Genomic DNA, 20,930 nt, shown 5'->3' with positions numbered 1-20,930 from the left:
TAAAGTTAAAACTTAACTTCGCTAATGGGCGCGTCTGCAAACTTCAAATCGACCTGGAATTCAACGCCGCCTGCGTTCACGAAAAAGTAGAGCTTTTCGCGCTTAAACAATTCGCTGAGATAGACATTTTTTACCCCAGGACGACGGTCTGGTTTCCAGTCCGTCATTTCTACGCCGTACCGGCTAACCAGAATATTGTCGAAGCGTTCTGGTGTAACGAGCAATAACTGCTTGTTCTCGTCTATTAGCGTAATGGTGTTCCCCGTAATGCGGTACGGTTCTTCTTGTCTGTACAAAGCTAACTCTCCTCAATAGGTTTCTGCTATCACTATAACTAAAGTTAATGAACTCGCCAAGTCATTGAAACTTTGTTGTGGTGTTCTCGTTTTCAGAATGTATTTGCCTAATTTTCCTAGTTCGAGAAAAAGTCTTCCGCAATTAAGCAGGCGGAAACGCTGTCTACCTTATCTTTGCTCAGACCTTTAAAGCCATACTCAGAAAAAATCTCTTCCCGAGCACTTACCGTTGTTAGTCGCTCATCTTGTAGCTCAACTTGAATGCCAAATCTGCCGTGTATGCGATTCGCGAACTTTCGTGCTTGCTGTGTAAGCAGTTGCTCGGTTCCGTCCATATTGAGTGGCAAACCCACGACGCATAAGTTTGGTTGCCATTCTTTGAGTAGCTTGTCGACAAGCTCCCAATTGGGCTTGCCTTCATTGGCTTTTAGGGCTGCCAATGGCGTAGCGCTTCCGGTTAGACTTTGCCCCACAGCAACGCCAATGCTTTTAGTTCCGAAATCGAACGCCAGAATAGTGATCGCGTTGCTCATGAATTAGGCGTGTCCCGCTTGGCTACTTAACTGCCACATGTCGATACCCAGCTTGCTGGTAGCCTTCTCCCAGCGCTCGTTGCTTGGGGTATGAAACAGGATGTCGGCGTCGGCCGGAATAGTTAGCCAGCTGTTTTCCGCAATTTCTTCTTCCAGTTGGCCAGCTTCCCACCCAGCATACCCCAGCGTAAGCAAGTAGTCGTGCGGTGCGCTGTCAGAGCCAAATGCCGCCAATATATCTTTGGAAGTTGTGACCATGATGTCGTCGCTCAACTGTAAGCTACTTTTCCAACCTTTTTGTGGCGTGTGTAAAACGAAGCCACGGTCGGTCGCAACTGGGCCTCCAGCGTAAACTGGCTTGTTGTCTAACTTTGCACCCTGCGGAGGAGTAATCTCAATTTGCTCTAATAGTTTAAGCAAAGAGAACTCTACCGGTTGGTTCACAATCAAGCCCATGGCCCCGTCTTGGTTGTGCTCGCAAATATAGGTTACAGACCGATTAAAAAAAGGGTCTTCTAAACCTGGCATAGCAATCAGGAAATGGTTTTGAAAGCTTTCAATCGTTTCTGTCAAAAGTACCACCTAGTTCACGTCTTCAGTTGCGCGTGAAGTCTGCTTCAATTGCCTCAAAGAACTGCTTTGCAATGTTAATGTCGAAGGCCGCTTCAATTTCTCTCATGCAGGTAGGGCTGGTGACATTAATTTCAGTAATTTTATTACCTATCACATCCAACCCAACTAAATATAAGCCTTTCTCTTTCAGGATTGGACCGATAGCTCTTGCTACTTCCCAGTCAGTGTCTGAAAGTGGTTGCGCACGACCTGTACCTCCTGCGGCTAAGTTGCCTCGCGTCTCACCTTTACTCGGAATTCGCGCTAGTGCGTAAGGTACTGGCTCGCCATTAATAATCAGAATACGCTTATCGCCGTCGACAATTTCAGGCAAAAACTGCTGCGCCATCGCGTATCGAGAACCATGCTCTGTTAGGGTTTCAATGATGACGCCTAAGTTGTTTCCATCAGGATTCACTTTAAATATAGACGCACCGCCCATGCCATCAAGCGGTTTCATGATAACTGTGCCATGTTTTTCATGGAATTTACGGATTTGCTGAGCGTCGCGAGTGACTAAAGTTGCTGGAATATGCTCGGGGAACCAAGCTGTGAATAGCTTTTCGCTGCAGTCTCTAAGACTCTGCGGATTGTTAGCTATCAGTGCGCCGTCTCTTTTCGCAAGGTCGAGTATGTGTGTCGCATAAACAAACTCGGTATCGAACGGTGGATCTTTGCGCATAATAATGGCGTCTAACTCACCCAGCTTTATTGTTTGCTGCTCACCCAAGGTGTAGAAATCTTGATTTTGGTCCCGAACTTCTAAGCTTTTTACTTGACCGTAAGGCGTGCCATTTTCAACGAATAAGTCTTTAAGTTCTAAATAAAATAAGTCATGCCCTCGGCTCTGACCTTCGAGCGCAAGACGAAAACTGGTGTCTTTGTAGGGGGTAATAGTTGCGATGGGATCCATCACGATGCCGATACGAGCCATACACACTCCGAAAGGTTATTGAAGGTCTCCAAACTTTAATTGTAACGCGGTTAAGGCTGCGAGCGCAGCAGTTTCTGTTCTTAAAATACGCGGACCTAACAGCACGCCTTTTGCACCTTGCGTTATACAATGTTCTATTTCTTGTTCACTCAGCCCACCTTCAGGGCCAATAACGAGCCCGAATGCATCTGATTTATCGAGTTGAGCAATACTATGTTTCGCAGTTGGGTCTAACACTAATACACGTTGTTCTGAATTCTGCTGCAACCATTGTTCTAGCGTAATAGCAGGATTCACTTGCGGCACGAAATTCCTACCACTTTGCTCACAGGCGCTAACCACTATTTTTTGCCACTGTTGCAGTTTCTTTTCTAACCGTTCGCCTTGTAGCTTTACTGTGCATCTTTCTGTAAATATTGGGGTTATTGTGTGTACGCCAAGTTCAACGGACTTTTGCAATGCAAAATCCATACGGTCACCACGAGAAATACCCTGCGCCAAATGAATACGAATAGGTGACTCTGTTTCAGTGGGCTGTTTGCTCTCGATGGCTACCTGAACATGCTTTTTCGACGCCGAAGTAATAGTTCCGAAATAACTACAATGATCGCCACAAAATAACTCTACTTTTGCTCCATCTGTTAGCCGAAGAACGCGACCAACATGGTTAGCGGCATCAGGATCTAATGCTATATTTTGCCCCACCTGAAGTGGGGCTGAATGGTATATTCGTGGAACTCTCATGCTTACACAGAGTTCTTCAAAAGTTCAGCTTTGTCGGTTTTTTCCCATGGGAACAAATCACGACCAAAGTGACCATATGCTGCAGTTGGCTTATATATCGGACGTTCCAAATCGAGCATTTGAATAAGCCCGTATGGACGCAGATCAAAGTGCTCACGCACCAACTTAATTAAGGTCTCTTCGCTGTATGGGCTAGTACCGAAAGTATCGATACTAATTGATGTTGGCTCAGCAACTCCAATCGCGTAAGACACTTGTAGCTCACAGCGGCTAGCTAAACCCGCTGCAACAATGTTCTTAGCAACATAGCGTGCAGCATACGCGGCACTGCGGTCTACTTTTGAAGGATCCTTACCTGAGAACGCACCACCACCGTGGCGTGCCATACCACCATAGGTATCTACGATAATTTTTCGACCTGTTAGACCGCAGTCACCCATAGGCCCACCAATAACAAAACGGCCTGTTGGGTTGATGTGGAACTGAGTATCTTTATGTAGCCACTCTGCTGGAAGCACCGGCTTAATAATGGTTTCCATAACCGCTTCACGTACTTGCTCTAACGTAACGTCTTCGCTGTGTTGAGTAGACAGTACTACTGCATCAATACCTACTGGCTTTCCGTCTTCATATACAAATGTAAGCTGACTTTTTGCGTCTGGTCGCAACCATGGCAATTCGCCTCTACGAACTTCAGCTTGTCGCTGTACTAGCTTGTGAGAATACATTACCGGTGCTGGCATTAGCTCTTTGGTTTCATCAGAGGCGTAGCCAAACATCAAACCTTGGTCGCCTGCGCCTTGTTCCGCAGGGTCACCGCGGTCAACTCCTTGGTTAATGTCAGACGACTGTTTACCGATTGCATTCAGTACCGCACAGCTACTTCCGTCAAAACCCATATCTGAATGGGTATAGCCGATGTTGCGAACAGTTTCGCGGGTAAGCTCTTCGATATCTACCCACGCAGACGTATTGATTTCGCCACCTACGAGAACCATGCCGGTTTTCACGAAAGTCTCACAGGCAACTCGCGCCCTAGGGTCTTGTTCTAGAATCGCATCTAGCACTGCATCAGAAATTTGGTCGGCAATTTTGTCTGGATGTCCTTCAGAAACCGATTCTGAGGTGAAAACATGACGTGTCATAAATTTGTGTACTCTTTATAGGTGGTAGGTTCGTAGTTTCAACTGTTACGAAGCAATTTGCCAAGAAGACTACCCGAAAATAAAAAATAAATCTAGTTTTAGACGTCTAAAAGTCTAAATAGAGAAATATCCCACGCTTTAATTTGCGCCAAAACGGCAGATGATAGACAATATCGCGCCATGCGAAATACGTGTGGTTGAATAAAAGCAAAAGGGGCTTTAAACATGACAGATCGTCGCAAGTTAGCGAACGCAATTCGTGCACTCAGCATGGATGCAGTACAAAAAGCAAAATCCGGTCACCCGGGTGCGCCTATGGGTATGGCAGACATCGCTGAAGTTCTATGGCGCGATTACATGACTCATAACCCGTTGAACCCTGAATGGGCGAACCGCGACCGATTTGTTCTGTCGAACGGCCACGGTTCAATGCTTATTTATTCATTGCTGCACCTCACCGGCTATGCATTGTCGATTGAAGATCTCAAGCAATTTAGGCAGTTACATTCTAAAACACCAGGTCACCCAGAGTATGGATATACGCCAGGCGTAGAAACAACAACTGGGCCTTTGGGGCAAGGTATCGCGAATGCTGTGGGCATGGCTTTGGCAGAGAAAACGCTGGCGGCACAGTTCAACAAGCCTAACTTCCCGATTGTGGACCACTACACATATACCTTCTTAGGCGACGGCTGTTTAATGGAAGGCATTTCTCATGAAGTGTGCTCTCTAGCAGGCACTTTAGGTTTGGGTAAACTGATTGCGTTCTACGACGACAACGGTATTTCCATCGATGGTGAAGTTGAAGGATGGTTTACCGACGACACTGCAAAAAGATTCGAAAGTTACGGCTGGCATGTCATTCGTAACGTAGACGGACACAACAGTACTGAAGTGAAAACTGCCATTGAAGCAGCACGTCAAGAAACAGACCGTCCAACCATGATTATTTGTAAAACAGTTATTGGTTTTGGTTCTCCTAACAAGCAAGGTAAAGAAAGCTGCCACGGCGCACCTTTAGGTGATGACGAAATTGCATTAGCACGTAAAGAGTTGGGTTGGGAACATGGTCCGTTCGAAGTGCCTGAAGATGTAATGCGTGATTGGTCGGCACAAGATGCAGGTCGAAAACAAGAAGCCGCTTGGAATGAGCTAATGGATGCTTATCGCCAAGAGTTTCCTGAGTTGGCAAAAGAGTTTGAACGCAGAATGGCAGGTAAATTACCTGAAGACTGGCGCGAGAAAACAGACCAATGGACAGAGCGTTTGCAAGCAAACCCAGAAGGTATTGCTACGCGTAAAGCCTCTCAAAATGCTTTGAATGAGATTGGCCCAATGTTACCGGAATTACTGGGCGGTTCTGCAGACCTTGCTGGTTCGAACCTAACACTTTGGAACGACAGTAAACCCGTTTCTGCGAAAGACGCAGACGGCAATTATATTTATTACGGTGTGCGTGAATTTGGCATGTCGGCAATTATGAATGGCATCGCATTGCACGGTGGCTTTAAACCTTACGGTGCAACGTTCCTTATGTTTATGGAATACGCGCGTAATGCAGTACGTATGTCTGCACTTATGAAGCAGCCTGTTGTTTATGTGTACACGCACGACTCAATTGGCTTAGGAGAAGACGGACCAACTCACCAACCGGTAGAGCAAATTGCAAGCTTGCGTATGACTCCGAATATGCAAACTTGGCGCCCTTGTGACCAAGTTGAATCAGCGATTGCTTGGCAAGCTGGCGTTGAGCGTTACGACGGGCCTTCTGCACTCGTGTTTACTCGCCAAGGTTTAGCGCAACAAGAGCGTACACCAGAGCAATTGGTAAACATTCGCCGCGGTGGTTACATCTTAAAAGACAGTGCTGGCGAGCCAGACTTAATTCTAATTGCCACGGGCTCTGAAGTGGCTTTAGCTGTAGAAGCCGCAGAGAAACTTACCGAGCAAGGTGAGAACGTGCGTGTTGTTTCTATGCCAAGCACCTGTGTTTTTGATATGCAAGAACCCGAGTATCGTGAAGAAGTTCTACCTGCAAAAGTACGTCGCAGAATAGCTGTGGAAGCAGGTATTGCTGACTTCTGGAACAAGTATGTGGGCCTAGACGGCAAAGTGTTAGGTATGACTACCTATGGTGAGTCTGCTCCTGCAGGAGATTTGTTCAAGCACTTTGGCTTTACTGTAGACAACCTTGTAGCGCTGGCGAAAGAGGTTTAAATGCAAAGGGCTCCGATTCGAGTTGCTATTAATGGTTTCGGTCGTATTGGCCGAAGCCTTTTGCGTGCTTGGATTGAATCTTCCAATGCTAATGCGATTGAAATTGTGGCGGTGAATGAGCTTGCAGAAATCGACGCAATGGCTCACCTACTGAAATACGACACAACGCATGGACGTTTTCAGGCTCAAGTTGAAAGTGTAAACGGAAAGCTTCAAATAGATGGTAAAGCGGTTGAGGTGTCTCACATTTCGGAGCTCCATGAGCTTCCTTGGGAAGCCTTGAATGTTGACGTGGTGATAGACTGCACGGGTGTTTTCCATAGCCGGGAGCATGCGCAAGCTCATATTGAAGCTGGCGCAAAACGCGTCATCTTCTCTCACCCTGCCGACCCAGACGTAGATGCGACAATTATTCAGGGAGTGAATGATTCACTCTTGCAGCCAGAGCACCGAATTATTTCGAATGGCTCGTGTACCACTAATTGTATCGTTCCAATTATTCAAGCTCTGGATGAAGCATTTGGTGTTGATAGCGGCACGATAACCACTATTCACTCGGTGATGAATGATCAACAAGTCATGGACAGTTATCATTCTGACATGAGATTGGCTAGGTCTGCTTCGCAGTCTATTATTCCCGTCGATACCCGTTTGGCGCGCGGAATTGAAAGAATTTTACCGAAGTTTGCAGGTCGTTTTGAAGCCATTGCAGTGCGGGTGCCTACCACCAACGTAACCGCTATGGACCTAAGTGTGACTCTGGAAACTGACGTTTCGATTGCAGCGGTGAACAGCGCGCTAGAAAAGGCTTCATTAGGAAGTTTGGCAGGCATTCTTGGATTTGAACAAACTCCGCTAGTTTCTTCAGATTATATTCACGATCCTCGTTCGTGCATTGTCGACAGCACTCAAACTCGAGTGAGCCACAAACGGTTGGTGAAAATACTGAGTTGGTGCGACAACGAATGGGGCTTCGCTAACAGGTTGCTAGACACCACCGTAGATGTAGGTCGGTTAATTGAACAGAATGAGAAATACTTAGAGGAAAGAACATGACTATCCAGTTAATGGAAAATATGGATTTACGCGGTAAGCGTGTGTTAATTCGTGAAGACTTAAACGTGCCGGTAAAAGACGGCAAAGTGACCTCAGACGCACGACTGCGTGCAGCACTACCAACTATTGAGCGTGCACTGCAGCAAGGTGCGAAAGTTATGGTGATGTCGCATTTGGGTCGTCCTGAAGAAGGTGTTTACGACGAAGCATTCTCGATGAGTCCAGTGGTGCGTTATCTCGAAGCAAAATTGTCATTCCCCGTTCGCCTAGAGTCTAATTACCTAGAGGGCGTAGAGGTTGCTGGCGGTGAATTAGTGGTGTTTGAGAACGTACGTTTTAACGCGGGCGAGAAAAAGAACGATCCAGAGTTAGCCAAGAAATTAGCCGCGCTTTGTGATGTGTTTGTTATGGACGCATTCGGCACAGCGCACCGTGCTCAAGCTTCTACATACGGCGTTGCTCAGTATGCACCGGTAGCTTGTGCAGGCCCTTTGCTCGCTAACGAACTCGACGCTTTAGGTAAAGCGTTAGAAAACCCGAAGCGCCCATTGGTTGCTATTGTCGGTGGCTCAAAAGTATCCACTAAACTTATGGTGCTTAATTCACTGGTGCGTAAAGTAGACCAACTAATTGTTGGTGGTGGTATCGCGAATACGTTTATCAAAGCAGCAGGCCATGGTGTTGGGAAATCGCTATACGAGGAAGACTTAGTATCTGAAGCACAGCGTTTATCAGAGTCTGCAAAAACCCGTGGTGCAGACATTCCTGTTCCAACTGACGTAGTTGTTGGTGATAAATTCGCGGACGATGCGGTAGCTGCAACGAAGGCCGTTCAAGACGTGAGCGATGAAGACATGATCTTTGACATTGGCCCTGACACTTCTGAGCAGCTGGCAGAGCTTTTGAAAAGTGCAGGAACAATCGTGTGGAACGGCCCTGTAGGCGTGTTTGAATTCGACGCTTTCGGCCAGGGTACAGAGAAGCTAGCGCGCGCTATTGCGGAGAGTCAGGCTTTTAGTATTGCTGGTGGTGGTGACACACTAGCCGCAATCGATAAATACGGTATTGCCGACGATATTTCGTACATATCGACCGGTGGTGGTGCCTTCCTTGAGTTTTTAGAAGGTAAAACCCTACCCGCGGTTGCAATTCTGCAGGCGCGTGGGCAAGATTCATAAATTATAAGCTGATTAGATATACAAATTTAAAAGAGAAAGGAGTTTCCAATGGCATTAGTTTCAATGCGCCAATTGCTAGACCACGCAGCAGAGAATGGCTACGGGGTACCAGCATTTAATGTGAACAACTTAGAGCAGATGCGCGCCATTATGGAAGCGGCGGACGAAACCAACAGTCCAGTAATTGTTCAAGCCTCGGCTGGCGCTAGGAAATATGCCGGTGCGCCGTTCTTACGCCACCTCATTCTGGCGGCAGTGGAAGAATTTCCGCATATTCCTGTGGTAATGCACCAAGACCACGGAACATCTCCGGCGGTTTGCCAACGTTCTATTCAGCTTGGATTCAGTTCAGTTATGATGGACGGTTCATTGCGTGAAGACGGTAAGACTCCCGCTGAATACGACTACAACGTAGACGTAACGCGTAGAACTGTAGAAATGGCTCACGCGTGTGGCGTGTCTGTGGAAGGTGAATTAGGTTGCTTAGGCTCACTTGAAACAGGTCAGGCAGGTGAAGAGGACGGCGTTGGCGCGGAAGGTACTTTATCTCACGACCAATTGTTAACCGACCCTGAAGAGGCAGCGCAATTTGTTGAAGCAACACAAGTTGACGCACTTGCAATTGCATGTGGTACTTCACATGGCGCATACAAGTTTACTCGTCCACCAACGGGTGACATTTTGTCTATCGACCGTATTAAAGAAATTCACAAGCGTATTCCTAATACTCACTTGGTTATGCACGGTTCTTCTTCGGTACCGCAAGAATGGCTAGCTATTATTAACGAGTACGGTGGTGAAATCCCAGAAACTTATGGTGTACCGGTTGAGCAAATCCAGGAAGGTATTCGCCACGGTGTACGTAAGGTGAACATCGACACCGACTTACGCCTAGCGTCTACAGGAGCTGTACGTCGTTTCTTAGCTCACAATAAATCTGAGTTTGATCCACGTAAATTCTTAACCACTACGGTTCAGGCGATGAAAGATATCTGTATCGATCGTTACCAAGCGTTTGGTACTGCTGGTCAAGCAAGCAAAATCAAGCCAATGTCTTTGGAAGTTATGTTCCAAAAATATGAAGCTGGTGAGCTAAAAGCAGTAATCAAATAACGATATAAAAATGTAAAGAGCCAGTTTCAGGTGCGAAACTGGCTTTTTTTTATCCAATTTTCTTATGTTTAGACTACGCATTCCCCTAATTGATTTGGTACACTACGCTATCTATCATATTTGCTAGCGATATTTTTTGGGGGATCTGTGCGCAAGTTTGTTTTAGCTACCAGTATACTTGCGGCACTATTTACAAGTGCTGTTCAGGCTTCTTCTTTCATGTTCGACGATATTCAGGATCGCGATCCCGCAGTTGAAGAAGACAGTTGGTCTGCAAGTGCAGAATTCGGTTTCTTGATGCGTTCGGGAAATACCGAAACGGAATCTTGGAAAGCCAAGTTTGACCTTTCTCGTGACGCAGGCATGTGGCGCCATAAAAGTATGCTCGACTACTACCGCCAAGAACGTGAAACTGACGCGGGTGACACTGCAATCGACGCAGATCGTTTGTTTATGTCTATTCAGTCTAATCGCTTGTTCAGAGGGTCAGAGCACTCTTCACTATTTATCTATGGTTCATACGAAGACGACGCACTGAACTCGTTTGATTACCAATCCACCATTGCGGCTGGTTACGGTGCTCGTTACCGTTTTACCGAGAAGCTTTATGCTGACTTCGAAGTGGGTCCGGGTATGTCATACAACAAATATGAGCTTACTGGTGAAACTGAAAGCGAAGGCATTTTGCGTATGGCAACAAACGTAAACTGGACGATTTCTGAAAACTCTAAGTTTACCCAACTAATTTCTACTGAAATTGGTGAAGATAATACGCGTTCTAGAGCGGTTTCTTCGCTAACGTCTAACTTGAACTCTAAATTGGCGATGCGTTTGTCATTAACACTTACGCATAATAGCCAAGTTACGATGCAAGGCGACGGTACTTTTCCTGAAAAACTCGATACCGAAACAGCGGTAACCTTAGTTTATACGTTCCAATAAGGTCGAGTTAAGCTTATGCAAAGGGTTGATAATTTTTCGAACTTGAAGCTATTGGAAATTATCAACCGTTTGGACTTCTTTCGGCAATTTTCCATTGAAGACCGCAAGGTGTTATTGGAAGACCGAATTGAAGTTTACGTTTGTAATCAAGACTTTAATGTTTTCAGAGAAGGTGAGGTAGACTCCACTTTCTATCTTCTTCTTGCGGGTAAAGTGAAGATTATTCAGAAGTCTGGAAATCGTAAATTGGGCTCTATTGGCCCTGGCGAGTTTCTGGGCGAGGGCGCTTTTGTCACTCGAGCTCCCCGAACGGCTTCAGCCGTTGCCGAGGTAAAATCTATTCTACTGAGAATTGACTCAAAAGCGTTGAGTTCAATGTCATCTTCGATTCGCGAAAAGCTCAAAGACGCTATTATTGCCGGATTAGGATTAAGAATTAACCAGTTAAATGAACGTTTAAAGACTCTCGAATAAATCTCACCCTGTCGTTCATCTCATCGCGTTCATTTCTAAATTAAGTTTGCTACAATGCAGCCCGAACGAGCATATCTAGATGTTGTAATGACACTGTTGTTAGACGCTTGTTGCGAAGCATAACAACCAGAGAAACTAAAAAAGGGGCAATGTATGCCAGCAAGTTCATTTTTAGGAGTGTTCGCAAAGTCTCCTATTAAGCCCGTGATTGAGCATATCAATCAGATTCAAGACACAGCCATGGCGCTGAAACCATTCTTTGAATCTGTATATGCGGGTGACTGGGAAGCAGCGGAGAAAGCGCAAAAGGAAATCGCGAAACTTGAAAAAGAAGCGGACCACACTAAACGCGAAATTCGTTTGAACCTTCCGAGTGGTTTGTTCTTGCCTGTAGAACGAGCAGATTTGTTAGAGCTTGTTTCGCAACAAGACAGAATTGCGAACAAAGCTAAAGACATCGCAGGTCTTATTGTCGGTAGACAACTTACAATCCCTGCCTCGTTGTTGGAACCATTCAAAAATTACCTCGACAGATGTCTGGACTCAACGAAGATGGCGAGAGACACCATCAACGAGTTTGATGACTTGCTAGAAACAGGGTTCAAAGGTAGAGAAAGAGACCTTGTTGTCAGCATGATCGCTGAACTCGACAAAATTGAAGGTGACACCGATGTTTTGCAAGTAAGTCTTAGACGTGGTTTGCGTGACATTGAACACGACATGAACCCACTTGATGTGATGTTCTTGTATCAAATCTTAGATTGGGTGGGCGACCTTGCTGACCTTTCCGAACGTGTAGGCAACCGTTTCGAGCTAATGCTCGCGCGCGTTTAGGCAGACAGCGGAGATAGACAATGGATTTTATTACTTCTTACGGAACAATCTTAATTGTTCTGGCAGCAGTTTTCGGCTTTTTAATGGCTTGGGGTATTGGTGCTAACGACGTTGCGAATGCAATGGGTACTTCAGTTGGCTCTAAAGCATTAACTATTAAACAAGCAATTATTATCGCGATGGTATTCGAGTTCGCCGGGGCTTATTTAGCCGGTGGCGAGGTAACATCAACGATTCGTAAGGGTATTATTGACCAAGCATACGTGGTGAATGCGCCAGATTTACTGGTTATAGGTATGATTTCGTCATTGCTAGCCGCCGGTTTGTGGTTGGTACTGGCGTCGTACTTAGGTTGGCCGGTATCTACAACACACTCCATCATTGGCGCGATCGTAGGCTTCGCGGCAGTAGGCATCTCTATGGACGCCGTAGAGTGGGGTAAGGTTGCAGGCATCGTAGGAAGCTGGATCGTTACCCCAGCCATATCCGGTATTATTGCTTACTTTATATTCATGAGTGCTCAGAAGCTCATCTTCAACAAGGAAAACCCGCTACAAGCGGCTAAAACCTACGTACCATTCTACATGGGTGCTGGTGGTTTTATCATGGCGCTTCTTACCATCAAGAAAGGTCTAAAGCACGTTGGCTTGGAGATGGGTAACCTTGAAGGTTACATATGGGCGATCGGTATCGGTCTTGCTTTGGTTGTTCTCGGAAGAATCGTTATTTCACGATTGAATTTTGAAGAAAGCAAAGACCGCCACGTGAACTTCGCCAACATCGAAAAAGTGTTCGCTATTCTTATGGTAGTTACCGCATGTTGTATGGCATTTGCACATGGTTCAAACGACGTGGCTAACGCGATTGGTCCATTGGCTGCAGTAGTCAGCGTAGTTTCTAGCGGCGGTATGGTTGAGTCGAAAGCAACTCTAGCTTGGTGGGTATTACCACTAGGCGCGTTAGGTATTGTTGCTGGCTTGGCACTGTTTGGTCATCGCGTTATCGCAACCATTGGTAAAGGTATTACACATCTTACGCCAAGCCGTGGCTTTGCGGCTGAACTTGCAGCAGCGAGTACCGTTATTATTGCTTCGGGGACAGGTTTGCCTATCTCCACAACGCAAACGCTAGTAGGTGCTGTGCTGGGTGTAGGTCTTGCGCGTGGTATTGCGGCACTTAACTTAAATGTTGTAGGTAGCATCGTAGTTTCATGGGTTATTACTCTACCTGCGGGCGCTATCATGTCGATTATCTTCTTCTTCGGCTTGCGCAACATTTTTGGTGTTTAATCTGAGTAAATTTATGAAGGAAAACAAGCGGTATGAAACGGCAAGATTTTTACTTTGAGTTACCTGATGAGTTAATAGCTCGGTATCCTCAGTCGGATCGTACAAGTAGTCGCTTACTTCATTTAGACGGCCCTACAGGGGCCGTTTCTCATTCTCGCTTTACTGACATTCTGGAGTTAGTTAATCCGGGTGACTTGATGATTTTCAATGACACTCGCGTTATTCCTGCTCGTTTGTTAGGTCAGAAAGTGTCGGGTGGAAAAGTTGAAGTTTTAATAGAACGGGTTTTAGACGAACACCGTGTTCTTGCTCACGTACGGAGCAATCGTAGCCCTAAGCCAGGTGCATTGTTCAAGTTAGAAGACGCGGTAGAAGTTGAAGTTCTGGGGCGACAAGATGCACTTTTTGAACTGCAATTTGACGCATCTAAACCCGTTTTGTCGTGGTTAGAAGAGTATGGGCATATGCCTTTACCGCCATATATCGATAGACCTGACGAAGAGTCAGACCGTGAGCGGTATCAAACTGTTTATGGTAAAAAGCCAGGTGCTGTAGCTGCACCAACAGCCGGTCTTCACTTTGACGAGAACGTGCTTACTGCACTTAAGAACAAAGGCGTGAGTATTGAACATGTAACTTTGCATGTTGGTGCTGGCACGTTCCAACCGGTACGTGTAGACGATATTCAAAGCCATGTGATGCATAGTGAATATGCAGAAGTACCGGCAAATGTAGTGGACGCAATAAAAGAAACCAAACAACGTGGTGGGCGTGTTATTGCGGTAGGTACAACTTCGGTAAGAAGTCTAGAGTCGGCGGCGCAAGCAAGCGAAGCAGAGCTGCAACCGTTCTATGATGAAACCGACATTTTTATCTACCCTGGGTACGAATTCAAAGTTGTAGACGCGATGCTGACGAACTTCCACTTGCCGGAGTCTACATTAATTATGCTGGTTTCTGCGTTTGCAGGTCAGCAAGAAGTATTGGCGGCCTATCAGGCTGCAGTCAACGAGAAATATCGGTTCTTTAGTTATGGCGACGCGATGTTCGTAACTAAAAAGCCTTTGAGAGGTTCATGATGAGTCGTATGTCCTTTACGTTAAAAGCAACACAAGGCAAAGCCCGCCGCGGAGAGCTTTCATTTCCGCGTGGAACTGTGCAAACACCAGCATTTATGCCCGTGGGTACTTTGGGTACGGTGAAGGGAATGACCCCAGAAGAGCTTGCCGACACAGGTGCAGAAATTTGTTTAGGAAATACGTTTCACCTCATGTTGCGCCCGGGTACTTCAATTATTCAGCAGCATGGTGATTTGCATGACTTCATGCACTGGGACAAGCCAATTTTAACCGACTCAGGCGGCTTCCAAGTATTTAGCTTAGGTGAGTTGCGTAAAATTTCAGAAGAGGGCGCTACGTTCCGGTCTCCGATTAACGGTGAGAAAATTTTGCTTACGCCTGAAAAGTCGATGGAAGTTCAGCGAGAGCTTGGTTCTGATATCGTTATGATTTTTGACGAGTGTACACCACACCCGGCGACGCATGAGCAAGCAAGAGTTTCTATGGAGTTGTCATTGCGTTGGGCAGAACGCTCTAAAACCGCGCATGAAGGTAATGACGCAGCACTCTTTGGAATTATTCAAGGTGGTATGTACGAAGAGCTGAGAACCATCTCTTTGGAAGGCTTAGAAAACATCGGTTTCGACGGTTACGCTATAGGAGGTCTTTCCGTAGGCGAACCGAAAGAAGACATGATGCGCATTTTAGACCATATCGCGCCGCAAATGCCCGAAGACAAGCCCCGTTACCTAATGGGCGTAGGAAAGCCTGAAGACTTAGTTGAAGCCGTTCGTCGTGGTGTAGACATGTTCGACTGCGTTATGCCTACACGGAACGCGCGAAATGGTCATTTGTTTACGTCGACGGGTGTCATTAAAATCCGTAACGCAAAACATCGCACAGACACTGGTCCTCTTGACACAGATTGTGGCTGTTACACATGTAAGAACTATAGCAGAGCCTACTTGCATCATTTAGACCGTTGTAACGAGATTCTTGGTGCGAGGTTGAACACAATTCACAACCTTTATCACTATCAACAAGTGATGAAAGGTATGCGAGATGCTTTAGATGCGGGGACATTCGACGCATTTGTGCAGAGTTTTTATGCTAAGTTGGGCTTAGAAGTGCCCGAAGTTAGTTGAATAAGTGCAGTGGAAGCCTTGCGCAATAGCTAATGCTTGCACACAATATGTAAAGATTTAAATTCTTAGGCCGACAATTAGTCACTATGAAATAGCAAGTTTGTTCAAGGAGTTGCAAGTATGAGTGCAGAGGGTTTTACCCCTTCCATTCGACCGGTGCCGGTGGAGATGGAACTTCGTTTTGGAACACACAATGAGCGTGTGAAAGGGCTTCTTGTTGGGCAGAGGCAACCTGAGTACCTTGCTGTTGAGATATCTAAAAAGTACAACTGGAACGAAGTGAATGACTGGTTTGGTAGTTGTGCAACAGTAGTGATTCGTGGAGTTCTAAACCAAGGGCAAATTGTTGCAGCTGCAACCGGATTTTTAAGTTCGATAACCCGTCCGCAGCGTATTGTCTTTTTACAGTACCCTAAACGATTCGAGGCTCGAGGCCTGCGCCAAGCACCAAGAATTGAAGTGGAATTAGACGCTACGATCCGTCCAGCGCCTAGTGTCCCCTCTCCGTTCCCACAAGGCTCTGGAATCGAAGAAGTGCAAGGTACAATTAAAGATATTTCTCGGGGTGGTATGGGATTTTCAGCGAAGGCCGATCCTACGATCAGTGCAGATAAACTGAATGGCGGGGTGGTTGAAGTTGAGATCAAAGACGGTGAAAAATCCTTACTGAAGACAGTTGCCGAGATACGTGGCTCTAAGCAGTCAGGTGTAAGTATGGTTATGGGATTATTGATTGATAAGAAAGATCAGGCGTACTTGGATGCACTAGATGATCTAGTTTTACATTCCAAATTGATCAAACAAGCGATCCACGGATAGAAATTACACAAAAGGGTTTACAGACCCTGTGTATTTGTTTAGAATTCAGCACCAATTTTTTCCGACTCTGATGTGTCGTTGAACAAGAGTTTCGAGACATCAATAGATAATGTTTTTGAGGTGAGAGGCTAATGCCAGCAGTTAAATTGAAAGAAAACGAGCCATTTGACGTAGCGTTACGTCGTTTTAAGCGTTCTTGTGAAAAAGCAGGCGTTTTGTCTGAAGTTCGTAGCCGTGAGTTCTATGAAAAGCCAACGGCAGAGCGTAAGCGCAAGAAAGCTGCGGCGGTAAAACGTCACGCAAAAAAATTGGCTCGTGAAAACGCACGTCGTACGCGTTTGTACTAAGAACTGCTTCACAGCTAAGTTTTCGAAAAAACCGTGCTCGGCACGGTTTTTTTGTGTCTGGTTTCTTTGTCGAAAAAGAAAGAGTACATTAACCGCATGGCTGGTTTAATTCCTCGTGACTTTATTCAAGACTTAATCGCTAGAGCCGACGTTGTGTCGGTTATAGACAGTCGCTTGCGCTTAAAAAAGGCGGGTAAGAACTACCAAGCCTGTTGCCCATTTCATGGCGAGAAAACTCCTTCCTTTACGGTTGCTCCTGACAAGCAGTTTTATCATTGCTTTGGTTGTGGAGCGCACGGCAATGCTCTCGATTTCATTATGGAGTACGAGGGCTTAGAGTTTCCTGACGCTGTAGAAGCGTTAGCAGCAGATATGGGTTTGGAAGTTCCGCGTGAGAAAGGAACCGGGCCTACTCGAGACAAGTCAGAAATAGAAGACGACTTTGCACTCATGGAGCAAGCCGGTCAGTTCTTTGCAAGCCAATTACGAAAGCATCCTAACTCCGAAAAGGTTATCGATTACCTAAAAGGGCGTGGCTTAACTGGTGAAATCGTTAAAGCTTTCGGTATTGGTTATGCGCCAGATGGCTGGGACGGCATACTTAAGCATTTAGGTGCTGGCGGTAAAAAAGAGAAGCAATTACTTGCTTTAAAACTGATCTCTGAGAACGATCGCGGTAAGCGCTTCGACTTTTTTAGAGACCGCATCATGTTTCCAATTCGAGACAAGCGGGGCAGAACCGTAGGTTTCGGAGGACGAGTTCTAGACAACGATCAAGGTCCTAAGTACCTAAACTCACCGGAAACACGGTTGTTTCATAAAGGTCGAGAGCTTTACGGCTTTTACGAAATGAAGCAGAAGATTAAGCAACTAGACACGGTGCTTATCGTTGAAGGCTATATGGATGTGGTTGCGTTATCGCAGCATGGAGTTCATTACTCCGTTGCCGCTCTGGGTACTGCTGCTACATCAGATCACTTACAGCTATTATTCCGCCAGGCGCCAAAAGTAGTTTGTTGTTTTGACGGTGACCGCGCAGGACGCGACGCGGCTTGGCGTGCATTAGAAAACGCGTTGCCACTTATGCGAGACGGCCAAGATTTACGCTTCTTATTTCTCCCTGACGGAGAAGATCCAGACAGTTTAATTCGCAGGGAAGGTAAGGAGCAGTTTGAAGCCAAGCTGAACGATGCTCGCTCATTTAAAGACTACTTCTTTGATCATTTGTGTGAGGGAGTAGATCTTACTCAAGATGCAGGTAAAGCCAAACTCATTGCTGACGCGAAACCTCTTATAGAGAAAGTACACAGTGACTTTTATGGCGACCTGTTGAAAGAAGAGCTTGCGAAGAGGCTAGGTCGAAGCGTGGCGCAGGTTGACCATATTACGCCGAAAACAAACAGTACCTTCAAAGCGCAAGAGAAGCGGCAAAAGTACACGCCTGTGGAGCGCGCTATTGGGTTGTTACTACAGAACCCGTGGTTAGGAAAATCAGTCAAGCCCAACAAAACGTTGGAAAAGCTGAAAATGGATCATGTGAAGGTGTTGCTAGCGTTACATCGTCAAACTCAGTCTGACGGACTTACCCCGGCTACAGTATTAGAAGGCTGGCGCGGAACGAAACATGAAGAAAAGCTTCGTGAACTCGCACTCTGGGACCATGCGGTAAGCGAGCAGAACATTGAGAGAGAATTTCAAGAAACGTTTCTATTTCTGGTGGACCGTTATTTCGAACAAAGATATGAAGAATTACGGTTATTACCGAAAGAAGAACTTACTCCAGAAAAGCAGCAAGAATTAGTTTTTATTTTAAAGTCTTTAAAAGGTATGAGTTAACAAGGCTTTTCAGAAAATATTATCATCTCGACTGGCTGAATCCTCGTATATTTGTTATACTATGCGGTCATTTCGAGCGGTTCCCAAAATTCTTTGATTGAGGTGTTGGCCTGTATGCAGACTAAACAGTCGCAACTTAAACTTCTTATTGCCAAAGGCAAGGAACAAGGCTACTTAACGTACGCTGAAGTAAACGATCATTTACCACAAGATTTAGTCGATTCGGATCAGATTGAAGACATCATCCGAATGATTAACGACATGGGTATCAAAACGTTTGAGAATGCCCCAGACGCTGATGAACTCATGATGAGCGAAGACACGGCTGACGAAGATGCAGCCGAAGCTGCAGCAGCTGCCCTAGCTACCGTAGAAAGCGAGATAGGTCGCACTACAGACCCTGTGCGTATGTATATGCGTGAAATGGGTACCGTTGAGCTACTTACGCGTGAAGGCGAAATTGATATCGCAAAGCGTATCGAAGACGGTATTAACCAGGTGCAGTGCTCTGTTGCGGAGTATCCTGAAGCAATTAACTTCCTACTCGACCAGTGGGATGCTTATGAAGCTGAAGAAATTCGCTTAACCGAAATTATTTCAGGCTTTATCGACCCAGACGAAGCTGACCAAGCGCCAGTAAGCGCAACTCATGTGGGCTCAGAGCTTACTGATGATCAGCTTGAAGATGAAGACGATGAAGATGAAGACGAAGACTCGGATGACGATGATTCTGCTGACAATGGTATCGACCCAGAGTTAGCGAAAGAAAAATTCGGTGAGCTTCGCAGTCAATACGAGTCGACGCGCACTGCAATTAAGAAGCACGGGCGCGGTCATAAGAAAGCTAAAGAAGAAATTGAAAAACTAAGCGACCTGTTTAAGCAGTTCCGTTTGGTTCCTAAGCAGTTCGACCGTTTAGTGCGTGACATGCGCGAAATGATGAACCGTGTACGCATTCAAGAACGCCTTATTATGAAAGTTGTTCTTGAACAAGCGAAGGTTCCTAAGCGTTCTTTTGTAACTTCTTTCTCTGGCCACGAAACGACTATGGAGTGGTTCGACGGCTTTGTTGAAAAAGGCACGGGCTCTACTGAAGTATTAACTGAGCAGCGTGAAGAAGTAGAGCGCTGTGTACAGAAGCTTCGCAGTATTGCAGAAGAAACTGGATTGTCGATTGCGAACGTAAAAGACATCAACCGTCGCATGTCTATTGGTGAAGCAAAAGCTCGCCGTGCGAAGAAAGAAATGGTAGAAGCCAACCTACGTTTGGTTATTTCAATCGCGAAAAAATATACGAACCGTGGTTTGCAGTTCTTGGACCTAATCCAGGAAGGTAACATTGGTTTGATGAAGGCTGTTGATAAGTTTGAATACCGTCGCGGTTATAAGTTCTCGACGTACGCCACATGGTGGATTCGTCAGGCAATCACGCGTTCTATTGCCGACCAAGCAAGAACAATCCGTATTCCGGTACACATGATTGAAACAATCAATAAGTTGAACCGTATTTCTCGTCAAATGCTTCAGGAAATGGGTCGTGAACCGCACCCTGAAGAACTGGCAGAGCGTATGGCTATGCCTGAAGACAAAATTCGTAAAGTGCTTAAAATTGCCAAAGAGCCAATTTCAATGGAGACGCCAATTGGCGACGACGAAGATTCGCATCTTGGTGATTTTATCGAAGACACAACGCTGGACCTTCCGGTTGACGCGGCGACTTCAGATAGCTTAACGAATGCTGTTGTAGAAGTACTTGGTGGCTTAACACAGCGTGAAGCGAAAGTGCTGCGTATGCGTTTTGGTATCGGTATGAATACTGACCATACGTTAGAAGAAGTAGGTAAGCAGTTCGACGTAACGCGTGAGCGTATTCGTCAAATTGAAGCCAAAGCACTTCGTAAACTGCGCCACCCAAGCCGCAGCGAATCTTTGAAGAGCTTCTTAGACGAATAAGTAGCCAACTTCATCAAAAAGCGTCTTCGGACGCTTTTTTGTTGCGTTCGATTTGGGTATACTTGCCGCCGCTTATCAAAAAGCACTTCCTGATATGGCCCCTTAGCTCAGTTGGTTAGAGCACCCGACTCATAATCGGTAGGTCCCCAGTTCAAGTCTGGGAGGGGCCACCATCTACGCTAAATTTGTATGTATTGCGAGAAGTTTAGAATTACTTTGCTTCTATTTATCAGTATTTTCCCAGTTCCGACCTTCAAAGTTGGTAGCTCGGAATACATGTTGTGATTTTAACTTCCTAAAACCTAGCTGAATAACTGGGTGGATTCGGACTAGTGTAATAAAAATCGTGTGACTCTGAATAGTTCGTTTCTCGCCACACTCTATCAGGTAACCCCAATTAAAAGT

At 45.9% G+C, this 20,930-nt stretch carries 20 protein-coding genes and 1 tRNA gene; 15 read left to right on the top strand and 6 right to left on the bottom strand.

Annotated elements, in window-relative coordinates:
• Positions 1-5: 5 nt before the first annotated feature.
• From DQX04_RS12045 to metK, 6 genes are all read right to left on the bottom strand, one after another.
• Positions 6-296, bottom strand: a complete 291-nt coding sequence (locus tag DQX04_RS12045; protein WP_111916184.1) for a hypothetical protein — start codon at positions 294-296, stop codon at positions 6-8.
• Positions 297-412: 116 nt separating this feature from the next.
• Complete coding sequence (ruvX, locus tag DQX04_RS12040) at positions 413-829, bottom strand: Holliday junction resolvase RuvX (RefSeq protein WP_111916183.1); 417 nt, start codon at positions 827-829, stop codon at positions 413-415.
• A 3-nt stretch (positions 830-832) separates the two neighbouring features.
• Positions 833-1,390, bottom strand: a complete 558-nt coding sequence (locus tag DQX04_RS12035) for a YqgE/AlgH family protein (protein ID WP_111916244.1) — start codon at positions 1,388-1,390, stop codon at positions 833-835.
• Between the two features lie 34 nt (positions 1,391-1,424).
• A complete protein-coding gene (gshB, locus tag DQX04_RS12030; protein ID WP_111916182.1) occupies positions 1,425-2,375 on the bottom strand; it encodes a glutathione synthase in 951 nt (316 codons plus the stop codon).
• Between the two features lie 15 nt (positions 2,376-2,390).
• On the bottom strand, positions 2,391-3,119 hold the full coding sequence (locus DQX04_RS12025) for a 16S rRNA (uracil(1498)-N(3))-methyltransferase (protein ID WP_111916181.1): 729 nt from the start codon (positions 3,117-3,119) through the stop codon (positions 2,391-2,393).
• A gap of 2 nt (positions 3,120-3,121) precedes the next feature.
• The gene (gene metK, locus DQX04_RS12020) at positions 3,122-4,264 is read right to left on the bottom strand and encodes a methionine adenosyltransferase (protein ID WP_111916180.1); all 1,143 of its coding nucleotides are present in this window, start codon (positions 4,262-4,264) and stop codon (positions 3,122-3,124) included.
• 225 nt (positions 4,265-4,489) lie between these two features.
• On the opposite strand from metK, the gene tkt reads away from it, so the two are divergent.
• From tkt to DQX04_RS11945, 15 genes are all read left to right on the top strand, one after another.
• Complete coding sequence (gene tkt, locus DQX04_RS12015) at positions 4,490-6,481, top strand: transketolase (RefSeq protein WP_111916179.1); 1,992 nt, start codon at positions 4,490-4,492, stop codon at positions 6,479-6,481.
• Positions 6,482-7,537: an erythrose-4-phosphate dehydrogenase gene (gene epd, locus DQX04_RS12010; RefSeq protein ID WP_111916178.1), complete on the top strand. Its 1,056-nt coding sequence runs from the start codon at positions 6,482-6,484 to the stop codon at positions 7,535-7,537. It begins immediately after the preceding gene.
• Positions 7,534-8,715 (top strand): phosphoglycerate kinase, encoded by a 1,182-nt coding sequence (locus DQX04_RS12005; RefSeq protein WP_111916177.1) that lies wholly within the window; start codon positions 7,534-7,536, stop codon positions 8,713-8,715. Before epd ends, DQX04_RS12005 begins: the two co-directional genes overlap by 4 nt.
• 48 nt (positions 8,716-8,763) lie before the next feature.
• The gene (gene fba / locus DQX04_RS12000) at positions 8,764-9,828 is read left to right on the top strand and encodes a class II fructose-bisphosphate aldolase (protein ID WP_111916176.1); all 1,065 of its coding nucleotides are present in this window, start codon (positions 8,764-8,766) and stop codon (positions 9,826-9,828) included.
• 147 nt (positions 9,829-9,975) lie between these two features.
• A complete protein-coding gene (locus DQX04_RS11995) occupies positions 9,976-10,770 on the top strand; it encodes a YdiY family protein (RefSeq protein ID WP_207916387.1) in 795 nt (264 codons plus the stop codon).
• 15 nt (positions 10,771-10,785) lie between these two features.
• Complete coding sequence (locus DQX04_RS11990) at positions 10,786-11,244, top strand: cyclic nucleotide-binding domain-containing protein (RefSeq protein ID WP_111916175.1); 459 nt, start codon at positions 10,786-10,788, stop codon at positions 11,242-11,244.
• A gap of 153 nt (positions 11,245-11,397) precedes the next feature.
• Positions 11,398-12,078 (top strand): TIGR00153 family protein, encoded by a 681-nt coding sequence (locus DQX04_RS11985; RefSeq protein WP_111916174.1) that lies wholly within the window; start codon positions 11,398-11,400, stop codon positions 12,076-12,078.
• Between the two features lie 20 nt (positions 12,079-12,098).
• A complete protein-coding gene (locus DQX04_RS11980) occupies positions 12,099-13,367 on the top strand; it encodes an inorganic phosphate transporter (RefSeq protein ID WP_111916173.1) in 1,269 nt (422 codons plus the stop codon).
• 32 nt (positions 13,368-13,399) lie between these two features.
• The gene (gene queA, locus DQX04_RS11975; RefSeq protein ID WP_111916172.1) at positions 13,400-14,446 is read left to right on the top strand and encodes a tRNA preQ1(34) S-adenosylmethionine ribosyltransferase-isomerase QueA; all 1,047 of its coding nucleotides are present in this window, start codon (positions 13,400-13,402) and stop codon (positions 14,444-14,446) included.
• A gap of 8 nt (positions 14,447-14,454) precedes the next feature.
• Positions 14,455-15,570 (top strand): tRNA guanosine(34) transglycosylase Tgt, encoded by a 1,116-nt coding sequence (gene tgt, locus DQX04_RS11970; protein ID WP_111916242.1) that lies wholly within the window; start codon positions 14,455-14,457, stop codon positions 15,568-15,570.
• A 120-nt stretch (positions 15,571-15,690) separates the two neighbouring features.
• Positions 15,691-16,389 carry a PilZ domain-containing protein gene (locus DQX04_RS11965; RefSeq protein ID WP_111916171.1) on the top strand — a complete coding sequence of 233 codons (699 nt, stop codon included), beginning with the start codon at positions 15,691-15,693 and terminating at the stop codon, positions 16,387-16,389.
• Positions 16,390-16,520: 131 nt separating this feature from the next.
• Positions 16,521-16,736, top strand: coding sequence for a 30S ribosomal protein S21 (rpsU, locus tag DQX04_RS11960; RefSeq protein WP_111916170.1), 216 nt, complete (start codon positions 16,521-16,523; stop codon positions 16,734-16,736).
• Positions 16,737-16,832: 96 nt separating this feature from the next.
• The gene (gene dnaG, locus DQX04_RS11955; protein ID WP_111916169.1) at positions 16,833-18,572 is read left to right on the top strand and encodes a DNA primase; all 1,740 of its coding nucleotides are present in this window, start codon (positions 16,833-16,835) and stop codon (positions 18,570-18,572) included.
• 114 nt (positions 18,573-18,686) lie between these two features.
• A complete protein-coding gene (rpoD, locus tag DQX04_RS11950) occupies positions 18,687-20,525 on the top strand; it encodes an RNA polymerase sigma factor RpoD (protein ID WP_111916168.1) in 1,839 nt (612 codons plus the stop codon).
• Positions 20,526-20,621: 96 nt separating this feature from the next.
• A tRNA-Ile gene (locus DQX04_RS11945) sits at positions 20,622-20,698 on the top strand.
• The last annotated feature ends 232 nt before the right edge of the window (positions 20,699-20,930 follow it).

The organism is Aliidiomarina sp. B3213 (assembly GCF_003290085.1).
GTDB lineage: Bacteria > Pseudomonadota > Gammaproteobacteria > Enterobacterales > Alteromonadaceae > Aliidiomarina.
This window is presented reverse-complemented; position numbering and strand designations above follow the sequence as displayed.

Coding starts and splice junctions, on each gene's coding strand:
- ruvX (WP_111916183.1), bottom strand. CDS start 829: ATGAGCAACGCGATCACTATTCTGGCGTTCGATTTCGGAACTAAAAGC.
- tgt (WP_111916242.1), top strand. CDS start 14,455: ATGTCCTTTACGTTAAAAGCAACACAAGGCAAAGCCCGCCGCGGAGAG.
- DQX04_RS11965 (WP_111916171.1), top strand. CDS start 15,691: ATGAGTGCAGAGGGTTTTACCCCTTCCATTCGACCGGTGCCGGTGGAG.
- metK (WP_111916180.1), bottom strand. CDS start 4,264: ATGACACGTCATGTTTTCACCTCAGAATCGGTTTCTGAAGGACATCCA.
- DQX04_RS11985 (WP_111916174.1), top strand. CDS start 11,398: ATGCCAGCAAGTTCATTTTTAGGAGTGTTCGCAAAGTCTCCTATTAAG.
- tkt (WP_111916179.1), top strand. CDS start 4,490: ATGACAGATCGTCGCAAGTTAGCGAACGCAATTCGTGCACTCAGCATG.
- DQX04_RS11980 (WP_111916173.1), top strand. CDS start 12,099: ATGGATTTTATTACTTCTTACGGAACAATCTTAATTGTTCTGGCAGCA.
- DQX04_RS12005 (WP_111916177.1), top strand. CDS start 7,534: ATGACTATCCAGTTAATGGAAAATATGGATTTACGCGGTAAGCGTGTG.
- rpoD (WP_111916168.1), top strand. CDS start 18,687: ATGCAGACTAAACAGTCGCAACTTAAACTTCTTATTGCCAAAGGCAAG.
- fba (WP_111916176.1), top strand. CDS start 8,764: ATGGCATTAGTTTCAATGCGCCAATTGCTAGACCACGCAGCAGAGAAT.
- queA (WP_111916172.1), top strand. CDS start 13,400: ATGAAACGGCAAGATTTTTACTTTGAGTTACCTGATGAGTTAATAGCT.
- DQX04_RS12025 (WP_111916181.1), bottom strand. CDS start 3,119: ATGAGAGTTCCACGAATATACCATTCAGCCCCACTTCAGGTGGGGCAA.
- epd (WP_111916178.1), top strand. CDS start 6,482: ATGCAAAGGGCTCCGATTCGAGTTGCTATTAATGGTTTCGGTCGTATT.
- rpsU (WP_111916170.1), top strand. CDS start 16,521: ATGCCAGCAGTTAAATTGAAAGAAAACGAGCCATTTGACGTAGCGTTA.
- gshB (WP_111916182.1), bottom strand. CDS start 2,375: ATGGCTCGTATCGGCATCGTGATGGATCCCATCGCAACTATTACCCCC.
- DQX04_RS11990 (WP_111916175.1), top strand. CDS start 10,786: ATGCAAAGGGTTGATAATTTTTCGAACTTGAAGCTATTGGAAATTATC.
- dnaG (WP_111916169.1), top strand. CDS start 16,833: ATGGCTGGTTTAATTCCTCGTGACTTTATTCAAGACTTAATCGCTAGA.